At 76.1% G+C, this 3,612-nt stretch carries 4 protein-coding genes; 3 read left to right on the top strand and 1 reads right to left on the bottom strand.

Annotated features, from left to right (window positions below):
* The 3 genes from AB8Z36_RS33820 to AB8Z36_RS33810 form a co-directional block, all read left to right on the top strand.
* On the top strand, positions 1-698 hold a 698-nt coding region (locus tag AB8Z36_RS33820; protein WP_369217211.1), incomplete at its 5' end, for a lycopene cyclase family protein.
* Positions 695-1,441 carry a class I SAM-dependent methyltransferase gene (locus AB8Z36_RS33815; protein WP_369217210.1) on the top strand — a complete coding sequence of 249 codons (747 nt, stop codon included), beginning with the start codon at positions 695-697 and terminating at the stop codon, positions 1,439-1,441. The genes AB8Z36_RS33820 and AB8Z36_RS33815, both read left to right, overlap by 4 nt.
* A complete protein-coding gene (locus AB8Z36_RS33810; protein WP_369217209.1) occupies positions 1,438-2,997 on the top strand; it encodes an FAD-dependent oxidoreductase in 1,560 nt (519 codons plus the stop codon). Before AB8Z36_RS33815 ends, AB8Z36_RS33810 begins: the two co-directional genes overlap by 4 nt.
* Before the next feature lie 13 nt (positions 2,998-3,010).
* Here AB8Z36_RS33810 and AB8Z36_RS33805 read toward each other — a convergent pair.
* A partial coding sequence (locus tag AB8Z36_RS33805; protein ID WP_369217208.1) for a DUF5914 domain-containing protein occupies positions 3,011-3,612 on the bottom strand: 602 nt, incomplete at its 5' end.

The following is a 3,612-nucleotide window of genomic DNA, read 5'->3' as shown; positions in this document are numbered from 1 at the left end:
TGGCGGACCTCATGGACTTCCGCACGCCCCAGCCCGCCCGAGGCCTCTCCTTCGCCTACGTCCTGCCGACCACGGCCCACCAGGCGCTGGTGGAGTACACGGAGTTCTCCGGCGCGCCCCTGGCCGAGCGGGAGTACGAGCGGGCCCTGCACGACTACGTACGGCGCCACCTCGGCGTCGAGCACTTCGAGGTGACCCGGACCGAGCAGGGCGTGATCCCCATGACGGACGCCCGCTTCCCCCGCCGGGCGGGCCGGTCGGTCTTCCGCATCGGCACCGCGGGCGGCGCCACCCGCCCCTCCACCGGCTACACCTTCGCCGCCGTGCAGCGGCAGACCCGGGCGGTGGCCGCCGCCTGCCGCCAGGGGCGCAGCCCGCTGCCGCCGCCGGTCCACTCGGCGCGCTCCCTCGCCATGGACGCGGTGCTGCTGCGCGCCCTGGACACCGGACGGGTGGCGGGCGCCCCCTTCTTCACCGGACTGTTCCAGGGGGTGCCGATGGAGCGGCTGCTGCGGTTCCTCGACGGCGGCACCCGCTGGTCCGAGGACTTCACGATCGGCCTGCGCACCCCCGTACGCCCCATGCTCCGCACCGCCGTCGAACTGCCCTGGCTGCCCCGGCGCGCCCCTTTTGAAGGGCGCCGTGCGGCGGTCCCGCGGCCCGGATCCGATGGCCCGAACAGAGAGACCCCGAGATGACCGTGCTGCGGGACGACACCCTGTCCGCCGCCTTCGACCACGCCGCCCGACGCTATGACCGCTTCGTGTCCGTCAACCCCGGCTACCACTCCCACCTGCGCAGATCCGCCCGCCGCCTCGGCCTGCCCGACGGCGGCGCCGGACTGCGCGTGCTCGACCTCGGCTGCGGTACCGGCGCCTCGACCGCGGCACTGCTGCGCGCGGCGCCGCGCGCCGAGATCGTCGCGGTCGACGCGTCGGCGGGCATGCTGGACCGGGCGGCCCGCAAGCGCTGGCCGCCCGGTGTCACCTTCGTGCACGCCCCCGCCGAGCGGCTCGCCGCGGAGGGCGTGACGGGCCCCTTCGACGCCGTCTTCGCGGCGTACCTGTTCCGCAACCTCAAGGACCCCGACGTGGTGCTCGACGCGACCCGAGCGCTCCTCGCCCCGCGCGGGCGCCTCGCCGTGCACGAGTACACACTCGGCGGCAACGCCCTCGACCGCGCGGTGTGGACCGCGGTCTGCACCGGCGTCGTCCTTCCGGTGGGCAGCCTCGCGGGCGACGGCCGCCTCTACCGCCACCTGTACCGCAGCGTCATCGCCTTCGACACGGCGGCCGAACTCAGGGACCGGGTGCGCGGGGCGGGCTTCGCACGGGTGCGCGTCCTGCCGATGCCGGGCTGGCAGACGGGCATCGTGCACACCATCGTGGCCGAGGCACCCGAAAGGGTCCCCGTCCCCGCCCCCGCGCGGGCCGGACGATGAGGCGCCAGGCGGTGCCGGGCGGCGTCCCGCGCAGGGGCCGCGACCGGCGCGCGCGCATCGTCCCCGGACCGCGGGGCGCCCCGCGCGTCACGGGCGCCGCCCCCCGCGTGGCGGTGCTCGGCGGCGGGATCGCCGGACTCGCCGCGGCGACCGCGCTCGCCGAACGCGGCGTCCGCGTCACGCTCTACGAGCGCGAGGAGCGGCTCGGCGGACGTCTCGCCGGATGGCAGGTACACCTCGCGGACGGCTCGGCGGCGACGATGAGCCGCGGCTTCCACGCCTTCTTCCGGCAGTACTACAACCTGCGCGGCCTGCTGCGCAGGGCCGATCCCGGACTCACCCGGCTCGTCGGGCTGCCCGACTACCCGCTGCGGCACAGCAACGGCCTCCGCGACAGCTTCGCCCACGTGCCGCGCACCCCGCCGTGGAGCGCGCTCGGCTTCGCCGCACTCAGCCCCACCTTCGGCGTCCGCGACCTGGCCCGGATGAACCCCGCGGCCGCCCTGCCGCTCCTCGACGTGCGCGTGCCCGAGGTGTACGAGCGGCTCGACGGCATCAGCGCCCGGGAACTGCTCGACCGCATCCGCTTCCCCGAAGCCGCCCACCACCTGGCCTTCGAGGTGTTCTCCCGCAGCTTCTTCGCCGACCCGGGGGAGCTCTCCGCGGCCGAACTCGCCCTGATGTTCCACATCTACTTCCTCGGCTCCAGCGAGGGCCTCCTCTTCGACGTGCCCGACGAGCCGTTCCCCGCCGCCCTGTGGGAACCCCTCGCCCACTATCTGACGGGGCACGGGGCGGACATCCGCACCGGCCGGAGCGTGGAGAGCGTACGGCCCGACCCGCGCGGCGGCCTCCGCGTCAGCACCCCCGACGGCGAGCAGCGGCACGACGCCGTCGTCCTCGCCCTGGACACCGGGGGCCTGCGGCACGTGGTGGCCCGCTCGCCCCACCTCTGCGACCAGGAGTGGCGCTCCCGCGTTCAGCGGCTGCGCACCGCACCGCCCTTCCTCGTCTCCCGCTACTGGCTCGACCGCCCGGTGGCGTCCGACCGGCCCGGCTTCCTCGGCACCAGCGGCTACGGCCCCCTGGACAACGTCAGCGTCCTGGAGCGCTGGGAGGGCGAGGCGGCCCGCTGGTCGCTCAGGACCGGCGGCTCGGTCGTCGAACTGCACGCCTACGCCGTGGACCCCGGCGCCGACAGGACGGCGGAGCAGGAGCGCCTGCTCGGCCGGCTGCGGGAGGTCTACCCCGAGACGCGGGGGGCCGCGGTCATCGACGAGCGGCACGAATGGCGGGCCGACTGCCCCCTGTTCACGGTGGGCGGCCACCGCGACCGGCCCGGCGTGCGCACCAGCGACCCGGCGGTCACCGTCGCGGGCGACCTCGTCCGCACCGACCTGCCGGTGGCGCTGATGGAGCGGGCCGCGACCACCGGGTTCCTCGCGGCGAACGCCCTCCTTCAACGGTGGGGGCTGCGCGGGCAGACGCTGTGGACCGTCCCCGACAAGGGCAGGACCCCGCCGCTGCGCCTCCTGAACCTCCTGGTGGGCACCTGAGCGGCGGAGCTCCTCAGCCGGGGAAGCGCCCGCTGCTCCGCAGCTCCCAGCGTCGCTCGGCGTAGGCGATGTCATCGCGCCAGAGCCGGGCCGCCGCGGCCCGCATCAGCGGGCGGACGACCGGCGCCGCGGCCCTCGCGACCGCGAAGCCGCGCCGGTCCGAGGCCGCGACGACCGCCTCCACGACGGCGGTGCGCGGCCGGCCGAGGGCGTCCGGACCCAGCGGCGTGGCGTGCGTCTCGACGACGGAACCCGCGCCCTCGCCGCGCGTGATGCGCATGACGACGGTCCGCGGCCCCGGCGCGGTGAACACCGCACGCACCGGCACGACCGCGCGCCCGGCCACCTTGAACGAGACGTCCACGGCGAACGCGTCGCCGTCCGCCTCGTCGGGCCCCTCGACCACCGTGAGGTCGACGAAGGAGTACGGGTGGAACCACGCCCCGTGCCACGGGTCCAGGCGGTTGGCGACCACGTCCTCCGGCTCGCAGCGCCCGATCACCGTGCAGACCGCGGCGAGGGAGCCGGCGAGCCGCGGCCGGTCGGGGACGAGCGGCTCCCCGGTGGGCTCCTCGCCGCCCGCCTCGTCGAGCCTGACCCACAGGAGCACCCCGT

Origin of the sequence: Streptomyces flavofungini (assembly GCF_041028215.1) — a bacterium.
GTDB classification, from domain to species: Bacteria; Actinomycetota; Actinomycetes; order Streptomycetales; family Streptomycetaceae; genus Streptomyces; species Streptomyces flavofungini_B.
Note: the sequence above shows the minus strand (reverse complement) of the source record. Positions and strands in the feature narration are given on the sequence as shown.

Coding starts and splice junctions, on each gene's coding strand:
- AB8Z36_RS33815 (WP_369217210.1), top strand. CDS start 695: ATGACCGTGCTGCGGGACGACACCCTGTCCGCCGCCTTCGACCACGCC.
- AB8Z36_RS33810 (WP_369217209.1), top strand. CDS start 1,438: ATGAGGCGCCAGGCGGTGCCGGGCGGCGTCCCGCGCAGGGGCCGCGAC.